The 11,740-nt window shown below is 69.3% G+C and carries 11 protein-coding genes; 7 read left to right on the top strand and 4 right to left on the bottom strand.

Features of this window, described 5'->3' with window-relative positions:
- Positions 1-96: 96 nt before the first annotated feature.
- From AAGI91_12130 to AAGI91_12110, 5 genes are all read left to right on the top strand, one after another.
- Positions 97-1,083, top strand: coding sequence for an MDR family oxidoreductase (locus AAGI91_12130; GenBank protein ID MEM1043364.1), 987 nt, complete (start codon positions 97-99; stop codon positions 1,081-1,083).
- The gene (locus AAGI91_12125) at positions 1,083-2,261 is read left to right on the top strand and encodes an FAD-binding oxidoreductase (GenBank protein MEM1043363.1); all 1,179 of its coding nucleotides are present in this window, start codon (positions 1,083-1,085) and stop codon (positions 2,259-2,261) included. The genes AAGI91_12130 and AAGI91_12125 overlap by 1 nt, the downstream gene beginning before the upstream one ends.
- Before the next feature lie 84 nt (positions 2,262-2,345).
- Entirely contained in the window at positions 2,346-3,035 is a 690-nt protein-coding gene (locus tag AAGI91_12120; GenBank protein ID MEM1043362.1) for a Bax inhibitor-1 family protein, read from the top strand.
- A gap of 90 nt (positions 3,036-3,125) precedes the next feature.
- On the top strand, positions 3,126-3,560 hold the full coding sequence (locus AAGI91_12115) for a peptidylprolyl isomerase (protein ID MEM1043361.1): 435 nt from the start codon (positions 3,126-3,128) through the stop codon (positions 3,558-3,560).
- Complete coding sequence (locus tag AAGI91_12110) at positions 3,526-3,954, top strand: hypothetical protein (GenBank protein ID MEM1043360.1); 429 nt, start codon at positions 3,526-3,528, stop codon at positions 3,952-3,954. The genes AAGI91_12115 and AAGI91_12110 overlap by 35 nt, the downstream gene beginning before the upstream one ends.
- Here AAGI91_12110 and AAGI91_12105 read toward each other — a convergent pair.
- The 4 genes from AAGI91_12105 to hppD form a co-directional block, all read right to left on the bottom strand.
- Positions 3,951-5,660 carry a S8 family peptidase gene (locus AAGI91_12105; GenBank protein ID MEM1043359.1) on the bottom strand — a complete coding sequence of 570 codons (1,710 nt, stop codon included), beginning with the start codon at positions 5,658-5,660 and terminating at the stop codon, positions 3,951-3,953. The two genes, AAGI91_12110 and AAGI91_12105, sit on opposite strands and share 4 nt — an antisense overlap.
- An 84-nt stretch (positions 5,661-5,744) precedes the next feature.
- Positions 5,745-7,706 carry an AMP-binding protein gene (locus AAGI91_12100; protein MEM1043358.1) on the bottom strand — a complete coding sequence of 654 codons (1,962 nt, stop codon included), beginning with the start codon at positions 7,704-7,706 and terminating at the stop codon, positions 5,745-5,747.
- A gap of 73 nt (positions 7,707-7,779) precedes the next feature.
- Positions 7,780-9,048: a cupin domain-containing protein gene (locus AAGI91_12095; protein MEM1043357.1), complete on the bottom strand. Its 1,269-nt coding sequence runs from the start codon at positions 9,046-9,048 to the stop codon at positions 7,780-7,782.
- A 93-nt stretch (positions 9,049-9,141) separates the two neighbouring features.
- Entirely contained in the window at positions 9,142-10,368 is a 1,227-nt protein-coding gene (gene hppD / locus AAGI91_12090; protein MEM1043356.1) for a 4-hydroxyphenylpyruvate dioxygenase, read from the bottom strand.
- Between the two features lie 135 nt (positions 10,369-10,503).
- Here hppD and AAGI91_12085 point away from each other — a divergent pair, with 135 nt between their 5' ends.
- Both AAGI91_12085 and AAGI91_12080 read left to right on the top strand, forming a co-directional pair.
- Positions 10,504-10,728 carry a hypothetical protein gene (locus tag AAGI91_12085; GenBank protein MEM1043355.1) on the top strand — a complete coding sequence of 75 codons (225 nt, stop codon included), beginning with the start codon at positions 10,504-10,506 and terminating at the stop codon, positions 10,726-10,728.
- An 88-nt stretch (positions 10,729-10,816) separates the two neighbouring features.
- The gene (locus tag AAGI91_12080) at positions 10,817-11,728 is read left to right on the top strand and encodes a UbiA family prenyltransferase (protein ID MEM1043354.1); all 912 of its coding nucleotides are present in this window, start codon (positions 10,817-10,819) and stop codon (positions 11,726-11,728) included.
- Positions 11,729-11,740 lie beyond the last annotated feature (12 nt).

The raw sequence follows: 11,740 nt of genomic DNA, 5'->3' as shown, positions 1-11,740 counted from the left end.
CGTCTGACCGTCCACCGTCTGACCGTCCACCGTCTGACCGTCCACCGTCTGACCGTCCACCGTCTGACCGTCCACCGTCTGACCGTCCACCGTCCCATGACCGCCCTGCTCCTCACCCAAGCCGACGACGGCCTGCGCGCCGCGCTCACCGAGGTAGACGAGGCCGAGTTGCCCGAAGGCGACGTGCTGATCGACGTGGCCTATTCGAGCCTCAACTACAAGGACGGCCTCGCGGTCACCGGCAAGGGCAAGATCGTGCGCGGCACCTTCCCGTTCGTGCCGGGGATCGACCTCGCCGGGACCGTCGCGGCGTCGGAGAGCGACCGGTTCGCGCCGGGCGATGCGGTGATCCTGACCGGGTGGGGGACCGGCGAGGACCGGTGGGGCGGCTTCGCTGAGCGCGCCCGGGCCAGCGCCGAGCATCTCGTCGCTCTGCCGGACGGGCTGAGCCTGCACGAGTCGATGGCGATCGGCACGGCTGGGTTTACCGCGGTGCTGGCGGTGACGGCGCTCGAAGAGCACGGGGTCACGCCTGCAAGCGGCGAGGTTGTCGTGACGGGCGCCTCGGGCGGGGCCGGGAGCCTAGCCGTCGCCTTGTTGGCCCGGCTCGGGTACGACGCAGTCGCCTCGACCGGCACTCCGTCGGCGCATGGCTACCTCCGCACGCTCGGCGCGAGCCGCATCATCAGGCGCGACGAACTCGGGGACGGACCGGCGCGGCCGATGGAAAAAGCGCGGTGGGCTGGCGCGGTCGACGGCGTGGGCGGGAAGACGCTCGCCACGCTCCTCGCGCAGACCGACCGCCACGGCAGCGTCGCCGCCTACGGCCTCGCCCAGAGCCACGAACTCTCCACGACTGTCTTCCCGTTCATCCTGCGCGGCGTAAACCTCCTCGGGGTCGACTCCAACACCTGCCCGCCGGAGCGCCGCCGCGCAGCCTGGGATCGCCTGGCTGACCTGCTCACGAGCGACGATCTGGACGCCATGCAGCAGACAATCGGACTCGGCGAGGTGGTCGACTTCAGCGAGAAGATCACGCGCGGCGAGACGCAGGGGCGGATCGTAGTGGACGTCAACGCCTGATGGCAACGGTTTCCCACTGGCAAGCGGACGCGCCGGGTGTGGCTACGGCTGGCGAGCCCCCGAGCCGCTGCGACGTGGCGGTTGTCGGGGGCGGCATCGCGGGAGCCTCGACGGCCCACTGGCTCCGGCAGCTTGAGTCGGACCTCGACGTGGTGCTCGTCGAGCGGGGCCGGCTGGCGAGCGGTGCGAGCGGGCGCAACGCCGGGTTCTTGCTCCAGGGCACCGACGCCGACTTCGCCCGCACGGCCGAGGAGCGCGGCGCAGAGGTAGCCCGCCGGCTGTGGCAGTTCACCCAGGAGAACCGCGACGGTCTCGTCGAAGCGCTTGGCGGCGCAGAGGTCGAGATGGTGCCGTCGGGAAGCTTGACCGCAGCAGGCGACGAGGCCGAAGACGCGCGGCTACGCCGGGCGGCCGACTTGCTCCGAGCCGACGGCGTCGAGGCCGAGTATCTGCCGCCGAATGAGGCCAACCGCGAGATTGGAAGCGTCGGGTTCTTCGGCGCGCTGCGCGTGGCGGGCGGAGCGGCGCTGCACCCGGTCCGCACGGTGCGTGCCCTCGCTAAGCAGAGCGGTGCCCGCGTCGTCGAGCACTGCGCTGTGCAGAGCGCCGAGCCTTCGGGCGACGGTGTGCGGCTCGTGACGAGTGGCGGCACGCTGGAGGCCGGCCGCGTCGTTCTCGCGCTCAACGCCTACCTCCCGCGCCTCGTCCCACTCCTCGCCGAGCACGTTCGCCCCGTCCGCGCCCAGATGCTGGCGACCGCGCCGCAGCCGCACGCGCTCGGCCTGCCGGTCTACTCGCACGAGGGCTATTTCTACATCCGCCAACTCCCGACGGGCGAAGTCCTCCTCGGCGGTGCCCGGCACCTCCACCGCGAGGCCGAAGTCGGCTACGAAGATGCGGCGACCGCGCCGCTTCAGGCTGACCTCGAGGCCTACCTCCATCGCCACTTCCCGGCCTTCGCCGGTGCCGACGTCGCGCGGCGCTGGAGCGGGACGATGGGCTTTTCCTCGACCGGCCTACCCCGGTTCGGCACCGTGCCGGGCGTAGATCAGGCGTGGTGGGTCGGCGGCTTCACCGGGCACGGGATGGGTTACGGCTTCCGCATGGGCCGGACCGTGGCCGCCGCCGTATCGGGCCAGGATGACCCGTTTGATTCTCTGTTTCGATCCGATAGGTAGGCGGGAACGAGAGCCGGACGGTGCGGGTTCTGGGGCCCGGCGGCGCGTTTCGTCCGTCTTCCTAACCCACTGACGACATCTTCGATGGATACCTACAATCTCTCCGCTCCCGTCGCATCCCTCGGTTCCGAGGCGCGGGCGGCGTTTGTCACGCGGACCTACCTCCACCTGTTCGGCGCGATCCTGCTCTTCACGGGCATCGAGGTCGCCCTCTTCAAGTCGGGCCTCGCATTTCCTATCGCCGAGGCGATGCTGAGTGTCAACTGGCTGCTCGTGCTCGGCGGGTTCGTGATCGTGAGCTGGTTCGCGAGCCGGACGGCGCACTCGGCCCTCTCGCCGGCCGCGCAGTACGCGGCGCTCGGCGGGTTCGTGTTTGCCCAGGCGATCATCTTCGTACCGCTGCTCTACATCGCTAACACCGTCGCCCCCGGCGTGATCGGCAGCGCGGCGTGGGTGACGCTGCTCGGGTTCACCGGCCTCACGGCGGTCGCCGTGCTGACGGGCAAGGACTTCTCGGTCCTCGGCGGCCTCCTCAAGTGGGGCTTCATCGTCGCCATCGTCGCCATTGTGGCCGGTGTGCTGTTCGGCTTCGAGCTCGGGACCTGGTTCTCGGTCGCGATGATCGGTCTCGCGGGCGCGGCGATCCTCTACGATACCTCGAAGATCCTCCGCGACTACCCCGAGGACCGGCACGTCGCGGCGTCGCTCGAACTCTTCGCCTCGGTCGCGCTGATGTTCTGGTACGTCCTCCGGCTGATGATGAGCCGCAACTAGCGGTCGGGCGTGTGGGAGGATGGGGGCCTGCTGTAGCGCGCTCCCAACTCCCACACGCTCGTACCCTCACCCACCCACACGCCCAGACCCATGTCCTACGCCACCGCAGGCGACACCGTCCGCGTCCACTACACCGGCACCCTCGCCGACGGCACCGAGTTCGACTCGTCTGCCGGCCGGCCGCCACTCGAGTTCACCGTCGGCGGCGGGCAGGTCATCGCGGGCTTCGACGAGGCCGTGACCGGCATGGCCACGGGCGAGTCGCAGACCGTCGAGATTCCGGCGGACCAGGCGTACGGTCCGCGCCGGGACGAGATGATGCTGAGCGTGCCCCCGGAGCAGTTCCCGGAGAACCTCGACCCTGAAGTCGGCGAGGAACTGGAACTCACCGATTCCAGCGGGCAGTCGCTCGCGGTGCGTGTCGCCGAGGTGACGGACGAGGCCGTGACGCTCGACGCCAACCACCCGCTGGCTGGCGAGGACCTGACGTTTGCGATCACGCTCGAAGAGATCGTCAGCGGCTGAGGCCGCCCGCTACATCCTCCGGCGGCTGCTGTGGGTGGACTGCATCGCGGGCGGGGTCGCTGGGGTGACCGTTCTCGCGCTCAGCGGGTGGCTCAGCCGGATCGAAGGGCTACCCCACAAGGTGCTGCTCTTCACGGGCGTCGTGAACCTGCTCTACGCCTCGTGCTCGTTCTCGCTCGCCCGCCGGGCCGAGCGGCCGAGGAGTGGCATCAAGCTGCTGGTGGCCGCCAACCTCGCGTGGGTGCCGGTTTGCCTCGGGCTGGCGTGGACGTTCCGCGAGCAGGCTACCTGGCTCGGTCTCGCCCACCTGACCGGCGAAGCGGTATTCGTCGGCGGGTTGGCGCTGCTGGAATGGAAGCACCGGGAAGCGCTCCTCAACGCACCCGACGCCTAGCTTCCGCTCCGAGCGTTGGCGAGTTCGACCGCGCGCCCGAGGTTGACCACGCCACCCGTCGCCGAGAGCGTCCCGAAGTCGACGCGCTCGTCGGAGCCGGGGCGGAGCGCGGTGGTGCCCTCGTACGAGACGGCCGAGTCGAGCAGGATGCCGCGCACGTCGAGCGGGGAGAGGTCCGGGTAGTAGCTCAGCAGCAGGGCCGCGATGCCGCTCACGACGGGAGCCGCCACGCTCGTCCCGTCGGAGCGGTCCACGGCGTCGCCGGGCGAGAGCACGTCGATCTCGGCCCCGGGGGCGAAGAGGTCGACGCTCGTCTGGCCGTAGTTGGTGAACGTCGCCGCGAACGGGTCCGCACTCCACGTCGTCGCCCCGACTTCTAGCCAATTGCTCACGCGCGTGCCGTCGTCGAGCGCGGCGGTCGGGAAGTTGTCGGCGGCGTCGAGGTTCTTCGAGCCGTTCCCGGCCGCGTGGACGAGGAGGACGCCCCGCTCCTCGGCGTAGCGCACGGCCTCGTCCACGACCGCCTTCTGCGGCGAGTACGACTTGCCGAAGCTCATGTTGACCACGAGGGCTCCGTTGTCGACGGCGTAGCGGATCGCGTTGGCGATGTCCTTGTCGCGCTCGTCGCCGTTGGGGACGGCGCGGACCGGCATGATGAGGACGCTGCTGTCCGCCACGCCGTCGGTGCCGACGCCGTTGCCCCGGACGGCTGCGATAACGCCCGCGACCGAGGTACCGTGACCGGGGTAGGGGCCGTGCACGTCGCCGTTGCCGTAGCTACGCTCGGTGAGGTCGGCCGGGTCGTCGCCGATCGTCGGGCGCGGGTCGTAGTCGGTGTTGTAGCCGTAGGCGAGGACGTTGGCGATCTGTTTGCGCTGCTGCGTCACATCGTCCGGGGTGAGGCCGTTCGAGGCGAGGTAGTTCAGAAGCCCCTTCGCCCGCTGCACCTCTTCGCTGTCGATGATGCCGGGCTGGAGCTTTTCCGGTGCGTACGGCCCCTCGCCGAGCGTCGGGCGGAGGATGGTGACGGCCTGCTCAGTTGCCTGCTCGACCATCTGCATCTGCGCGAGCAGGCCGGTGTATTCCTCCTGCTGCGCCGCCAGCTTCTCCTCGGCGCGCTGGTAGTAGGCGTATTCCTCCAACTGCTCCTCGGTGAACGCGGCGGGGTCGGCGTCCTGGTAGAGCGGGCGGAGGCGGACGACCTCGCGCGTCACCTCGTAGGTGTCGTACTGGATGTTCTCGCCGTCGGCGTTGCCGAGAAAGCTCCAGCCATGCCGGTCGTCGACGTAGCCGTTGCCGTCGTCGTCGACGCCGTTGCCGGCGACCTCATCGGTGTTGGTCCAGATCCGGCCCCGCAGGTCAGCGTGCGTCGTGTCGATCCCCGAGTCGATCACGGCAACGACGACCGTCCGCTGCGGGCTGCGCCCGGCGAGGGCGCGGTAGCCCCGGTCGGCGCTGATGCCGCGGACGTTGTCGTCGGTCTTGTCCAGCATCAGCCACTCGCGCGGCGCGGCCCCCGGCAGCAGCGCCGCATCGGCCACCGATGCTTCTTCCTCAGCCTCAGCGGTTTCGGTCTCTTCCACGACCGTCGTCTCGACGACCGGCGTGGGGATCTCTTCCGGGAGCGGATCGGCAGGACGCGTAGCCGCGCACCCGGCGAGTGTAACGGCAGCGGTCAGGACGGCAAGCAGACGGGGCAAAGGCATCGGTCAGCGGCGAGCAGCGAGGGAGAAAATGAGCGCCGGAAGGTAACGCTCCAAGCAGGCGGTTGGTAGTGCAGATCGGCGCTGCTATGCTGCGTTCCGCACCGCATCCACCGTCTCCGGCACTTCGAGGCTCGACGTGTCACCGAGGTCGAGGCCGAGGTAGGCGGCGCGGATGAGGCGGCGCATGACCTTGGCGTTGCGCGTCTTCGGGAGCGCGGTAGCGAACTTCACCTCGCGCGGCTTGAGCGGCTTGCCGAGCGCGTCCACGAGCCGCCCGACCAACTCCGCCCGCAGGTCTTCGCTCGGGTCGTACCCGCCAGCGAGGACGCAGAAGGCGACGACCTCCTGGCCTTTGATATCGTGCGGGACCCCGATGGCCGCGCTCTCCAGCACCGCCGGGTGCGCGTTGAGGACGGCCTCGACCTCGGCCGGGCCGAGGCGCTTGCCGGCGACCTTGATCGTGTCGTCGCTTCGCCCGAGGATGTACCACAGGCCATCGCTGTCGACGGCGGCGAAGTCGCCGTGGGTCCACAGGCCGGGGTGCCGCCGCCAGTAGCTGTCGAGGTAGCGCTCGCGGTCGCCCCAGAAGCCGCGCGTCATCCCGATCCACGGCTGCCGGATGACGAGTTCGCCGACGGCACCGCGGACCGGCTCGCCCTCGTCGTTCACCACGTCGGCATCCATCCCGACGACCGGGCCGGAGAAGGCGCCGGGCTTGAGCGGCGTCAGGAACGACCCGCAGACGATCCCGCCCGAGATCTCGGTCCCGCCCGAGTAGTTGAGGATCGGCTTCGCCCCGCCGAGCACGGTCTCGAAGAGCCACGTCCAGCTTTCGGGATCCCACGGGCTGCCGGTCGAGCAGACGGCGCGGAGCGCGGCGAGGTCGTGCCGCTCGACGGGTGCTGTGCCGTGCGGCATGAGGGAGCGGACGAGCGTGGGACTCAGCCCCAGGTGGGTCACGCCGTGCCGGGCACAGAGCGCCCACGTCCGGTCCGGCTTGGGGTAGTCCGGCGCGCCGTCGAAGAGCACCATCGTCGCGCCGTTCAGGAGCGTGCCGAAGACGAGCCACGGCCCCATCATCCAGCCCATGTCGCTCATCCACCACATGACCTCGCCCGGGCGGAGGTCCATCGGGTGCGCCATGTCCTGCGCCGCCTTGACCGGGAAGCCGCAGTGGGTGTGGACTGCGCCTTTCGGCCGGCCCGTCGTCCCGCTCGTGTAGATCAGCATCACCACGTCCTCGGCGTCCGTCCGCTCGGTCTCAACCGATTCGGAGTCGTCGCTCGCGAGGGCCATCAGTTCGTCCCACGTCCGGTCGCGCCCGCGCATGATGGGTACGTCGAGGCCGGCGACGTGCTCGTAGACGAAAACGTGCTGCACGCTCGGCGCGTCGGCGAGGGCTTCGTCGGCGGTCGGCTTCATCGGGACCTGCCGCCCGCGCCGCATCATGCCGTTCGAGACGAAGAGCGCTTTCGCCTTGCCGTCGGCGAGACGGGTGGCGACGGCCGTCGCGCCGTAGCCCGAGAACAGCGGCAGGATCACGCCGCCGATCTTGGCAACCGCGAGGAAGGCGACGATGAGTTCCGGCGTCATCGGCATGTACAGCCCGACCGCATCGCCCTTCCCGATTCCGAGCGTGCGGAGCGCCGAGGCACAGCGACCGACCTCGCGGTGCAGTTCGCGGTAGGTCAGCGTCCGCACGGCGCCCGCCTCGCTCTCGCACCGCACCGCGTCGCGCTCGGCGACCTCCGTGCCCTGCCATTTGTCGAGCAGGTTGTGGACGATGTTCATCCGCCCGCCGGCGCACCATCGTGCGAACTCGATGCCGTCCGACGTGTCGAGGATCTGCCCGTACGGCTCGTAGAACTCGACCCCGAGGTCGTCCAGCACGGTATCCCAAAACCGGCCTACGTCATCCGTTGCCCACGCGAGGAGAGCCTCGTAGTCGGCCACACCGACGCGCTCCATGAAGCGGTGGAGATTGGTGCGCTGCGCCAGGTCGGGTTGCCAGGCGATGGCCTGGCCGAAGGGGTAGGTGTCGGGCATGAATGAAGGGGGCTGAAACGAGACAGGGGCGACCGCGAGGCCGCCCCTGAAACTACGGGTGCGAGGCGAGAGGCTACCGCGCCGCGTCGGCGGGCGAAGCGTCCGTGACGGCTCCATCACCGCCGACGTTCGCGCCCGGCGGGACCGGAGCGGCGTCGGGGAGTGGGTGGCCGTGCTTCTCGGGCTGCCACGAAAGCTGGTAGTCCTCGTCCTCGATCTGGAGGGCAGCTTTTGTGAGGTGGAGCGGCCGGAACGTGTCGACCATCACCGCGAGCTCGTGCGTCTCCTTGACGCCGATGCTGGCCTCCGTCGTGCCGGGGTGCGGGCCGTGCGGGATGCCACCCGGATGGAGCGTGAAGCTGCCCCGGTCGATGCCCTTGCGCGACATGAAGTCGCCCTCGGCGTAGTAGAGCACCTCGTCGGAGTCGATGTTCGAGTGGTTGTACGGGGCCGGGATCGAGTCCGGGTGGTAGTCGAAGAGCCGCGGGACGAACGAGCAGACGACGAAGTTGTGCGCCTCATACATCTGGTGCACCGGCGGCGGCTGGTGGACGCGGCCCGTGATCGGCTCGAAGTCGTGGATCGAGATCGCGTTGGGGTACATGTAGCCGTCCCAGCCGACCACGTCGAACGGGTGGTAGCGGTAGACGAACGGGTGGAGCTTGCCGTGCTTCTTGATGCGGACGACGAACTCGCCCTCCTCGTCGACCGTGTTCAACTCGCTCGGCGGGCGGAAGTCGCGCTCGCAGTAGGGCGAGTGCTCCAGGAGCTGGCCGACGCTGTTGCGGTAGCGCTTCGGCGGGCGGAACTCGGTCGGGGCCTCGATCACGAGCAGGCGCGGCTGCACGTCGCCTGTAAACACCCAGCGGTGGGTGATCGTGCGCGGGACGTGGACGTAGTCGCCCTTCGTGAACTCGACGGTCCCGAGGACGGTCTCCAGGCGGCCCTCGCCGTCGTGGACGTAGACGAGCTCGTCGTGGGTCGCGTTCTTGAAGAACTCGGCCTCGCCCATCGGCTCGGTCGGGGCGCAGAGGGCGAGGTTGACGTCGGGATTGCCCATGATGTAGCGCCGCCCTGTCAGCCAGGTGCCGCCCGGCTCGACCTCCTTGCCGAGGAAGTGCCGGTGGCGCAGGAAGTCCTTCTCGACGAACTCGACCGCGTACGGCTCGGGCTCGAGCACGCGCTCGACGAGCGTCGGCGGGTGGAGATGGTAGGCGAGCGACTGGATGCCGGAGAAGCCTTCGGCCCCGATCACCTCTTCGGTGTGGAGCGCGCCGTCGGTGCGCGGAAACTGGGTGTGCCGCTTGTGCGGGACGTTCCCCATGCGGACGTAGTAAGGCATAGCTGTAGGGTTTCTGGTTTTTGGTCTCTCGTTTCTGGTTGAGGCCCCGGTCGCCAGCGAGAAGCTAGAAACCGGGAACTAGAAACCAGAGACTCAGAGGTTGCCGCGCCGTTCTTGCTCGCGCTCGATGGCTTCGAAGAGGGCCTTGAAGTTGCCCTCGCCGAAGGTGCGCGCGCCCTTGCGCTGGATGATTTCGTAGAACACCGTCGGGCGGTCCTCGACGGGCTTGGTAAAGATCTGCAGCAGGTAGCCGTCCAGGTCGCGGTCGACGAGGATGCCGAGCTTGGCGAGTTCGTCGACCGGCTCGTCGATTTTGCCGACGCGGTCCTGGAGCACGTCGTAGTAGGTCGTCGGGACCGTGAGGAACTGGACGCCGCGGCTGCGGAGCTTCGAGACCGTGCTGAGGATGTCGTCGGTGGCGAGGGCGACGTGCTGCACGCCGGCCCCGTCGTAGAACTCGAGGTACTCGTCGATCTGGCTCTTGCGCTTGCCCTCGGCGGGCTCGTTGATCGGGAATTTGATCCGCTCGTTGCCGTTACTCATTACCTTCGACATCAGGCTCGAATACTCGGTCTGGATGTCGGAGTCGGTGAAGACGAGGATGTTGCGGAAGCCCATCGTGTCCTCGTAGTACTTGACGTACCGGTTCATGTCGCCGAGGTGGACGTTGCCGACGCAGTGGTCGACGTACTTTAGCCCGACCGGCGTCGTGCTCCAGTCGGCGTTCGTCCACGCCTCGAAGCCCGGCATGAAGAGGCCGCTGTAGTTCGTGCGCTCGACGAACGTGTGGATGGTGTCGCCGTAGGTCCCCATCGCCGCGACGACGATCTCGCCGTGCTCGTCTTCCAGGACCTCGGGCTCGCGCACCGGAACGGCCCCGCGCTTGGTGACCTCCTCGAAGGCGGCCCGGGCGTCGCCGACCCAGAGGGCGATGTCGCGGACCCCGTCGCCGTGCCGGTGGACGTGCTCGGCGATGGGGTGGCTGGAGGAGAGCGCGGTCGTAAAGACGAACCGGATCTTGTCCTGCTTCAGCAGGTAGCTCGCGGCCTCGCGGTGGCCCGTCTCCGGTCCGCGGTAGCCGATGATCTCGAAGCCGAAGGCGGCGGCGTAAAAGTAGGCCGCCTGCTTCGCGTTGCCGACGTAGAACTCGACGTAGTCCGTCCCGTTGATCGGGAGGAAGTCGTCGGCGACGTGGTCGGGGGCCCCGCGGAGGCTGGCCGCCTCGGCGGTCGCCGCGCCGGCCTGCTGCGCGCCAGGTTCGGTGGAGACGGCGGCCGAAGCGCCGTCGCCGGCGTGAAAGGTCTTGGTGGGCTCGGACATGGGAGAGAGGGGAAGAGTGTCAGAAATCGAGACCGGCGGAACCGCTTCCGGTGGGCTGCCTTGCACGGCCGCCCCGCCGGTCGCGTTCCTCGCTACCCGCTATCTTACGGACGCTTCACCCCAAAACCCAACCCCATGCCGCAATACGAACTCGACGCCGTCGGGCCGGGCCGGACCTCCGGCCGCACGCGCGGGCGGACGCCCGAGGAGACCGTGCGCCGCGCGGCCGACGTGCCCGCCGAGGCCGAGGTCTGCGTCGAGGCCGAAGCCGACCTCCAGGGGTGGCGCGCGGTCTACGTCGACGGTGCTCCATCGGGCCGGGTGCGCCTCCACCAGCGCATGCAGTTCCGCCGCGACTGACTCCTCGTATTTCTGCGCCCTCAAGGAGGCTAGCGAGGTCAGCGTCCGGACGGTTGTCCGTGGCCCCTGCCTGATGATTCGTCCACCCATGTCCGAACCGAGATCTGCACTCGTCCGCTGGGGGACATACCTCCAAGAGCGCTTCCCGCTCCAGAGCCAGGGCGTGCTCGTCGCGGTGTTCGCAGGCGGGGCGCTGTGCGCTGCTCACCTGCTCCGTGACGTGCCGGGGTGGCCTCCGGCGGCGGCCTTCGCCGTAGCTGCGCTCGTCGTGCTCGGGTTCTTCTTCCAACTCCGCGTGGCCGACGAGTTCAAGGACGCTGAGGCGGACCGGCAGTACCGCCCCCTCCGACCCGTCCCGCGTGGCCTCGTGACGCTACGCGCGCTTGCTGCTGCCGGGTTGGGCGTGGCGGTGGTACAACTCGCTCTGGTCGTGCTCTTCGACCTTCGGCTGCTACCGTACCTGGGCCTTGTGTGGGGGTTCGGCGCGCTCATGAGCGTGGAGTTCTTCGCGCGCACTTGGCTAGAGGAGCGACCGTGGGCTGTGCTCGTTTCGCACGGCCTCGTCGTCCCGCTGATCGCGCTCTTCGCCGCGGCCTGCGACGGGTGGGCAGCATGGCCGGGCGGCCTGGGCCGGCTCCTCGCAGCGAGCTGGTTCACTGGCACCGTGATCGAGGTCGGCCGCAAGGTGCGGGCACCGGACGACGAGGAGCTGGGGGTCGAGACCTACAGCGCAGCATGGGGGCGCGGCCGCGCCGTCTCTGTCTGGCTCGGGGCCGTGGGGCTGGCCTGCGGAGCCGCTGTGGGCTTCGGGGCGGCGGCAGGGACCGTAGGGCTGGTGGCGGGCGCGCTCGCTCCGGTCCTGCTCCTCTGCGTCGGGGCGGCGGTGCAGTTCCTCCGGCGGCCGGTTGCAGGGGCCGGGCGATGGATTGAAGGCGCGGCGGCGCTGTGGACGCTTGCGCTCTACGTGGTGGTAGGCCCGCTCGCGCTCCTGCTCCGCTGACGTGCTCCTACT

This window comes from Bacteroidota bacterium, from assembly GCA_038746285.1.
GTDB lineage: Bacteria > Bacteroidota > Rhodothermia > Rhodothermales > JANQRZ01 > JANQRZ01.
Note: the sequence above shows the minus strand (reverse complement) of the source record. Positions and strands in the feature narration are given on the sequence as shown.

What these genes read in the sequence shown, in the direction of transcription:
- AAGI91_12130 (MEM1043364.1), top strand. Translation starts at nt 97, where the DNA reads ATGACCGCCCTGCTCCTCACCCAAGCCGACGACGGCCTGCGCGCCGCG.
- AAGI91_12125 (MEM1043363.1), top strand. Translation starts at nt 1,083, where the DNA reads ATGGCAACGGTTTCCCACTGGCAAGCGGACGCGCCGGGTGTGGCTACG.
- AAGI91_12120 (MEM1043362.1), top strand. Translation starts at nt 2,346, where the DNA reads ATGGATACCTACAATCTCTCCGCTCCCGTCGCATCCCTCGGTTCCGAG.
- AAGI91_12115 (MEM1043361.1), top strand. Translation starts at nt 3,126, where the DNA reads ATGTCCTACGCCACCGCAGGCGACACCGTCCGCGTCCACTACACCGGC.
- AAGI91_12105 (MEM1043359.1), bottom strand. Translation starts at nt 5,660, where the DNA reads ATGCCTTTGCCCCGTCTGCTTGCCGTCCTGACCGCTGCCGTTACACTC.
- AAGI91_12100 (MEM1043358.1), bottom strand. Translation starts at nt 7,706, where the DNA reads ATGCCCGACACCTACCCCTTCGGCCAGGCCATCGCCTGGCAACCCGAC.
- AAGI91_12095 (MEM1043357.1), bottom strand. Translation starts at nt 9,048, where the DNA reads ATGCCTTACTACGTCCGCATGGGGAACGTCCCGCACAAGCGGCACACC.
- hppD (MEM1043356.1), bottom strand. Translation starts at nt 10,368, where the DNA reads ATGTCCGAGCCCACCAAGACCTTTCACGCCGGCGACGGCGCTTCGGCC.
- AAGI91_12085 (MEM1043355.1), top strand. Translation starts at nt 10,504, where the DNA reads ATGCCGCAATACGAACTCGACGCCGTCGGGCCGGGCCGGACCTCCGGC.
- AAGI91_12080 (MEM1043354.1), top strand. Translation starts at nt 10,817, where the DNA reads ATGTCCGAACCGAGATCTGCACTCGTCCGCTGGGGGACATACCTCCAA.